Source organism: Bacillus sp. JST-5 (assembly GCF_057747715.1).
On the sequence record NZ_JBYLHW010000005.1, the window covers coordinates 20714 to 20991 of the forward strand.

The 278-nt window shown below is 39.9% G+C and carries 1 pseudogene; it reads right to left on the bottom strand.

The window, feature by feature from the left end:
- A pseudogene (locus AC3ASS_RS02435) lies at positions 1–278 on the bottom strand (peptidase M28); the annotation flags it as partial.

Consider the following 278-nt stretch of genomic DNA (forward strand, 5'->3'; position numbering starts at 1 on the left):
ATTTAATTCATCCGCAACATTTGTGACGAAATCACGCAATCCTTTATGGGATACCATAGAAGCATCGTATAAAACGATTTGAGGACCTTTCCCCGTTTTTCCTAATGCTTCTTTTTCTGTCACTCCTGGTGTATCCCCAGCAATACCTACATCAACTGCAAATCCAATGTCTGGTTTAATTTTGTTACTAGCTGTTTTAGCTCCGCGTAAGCCTACTTCCTCTTGAACCGCACCGACTCCATAAACAACGTTTGGATGGTTTTCTTTATGTAATTGTT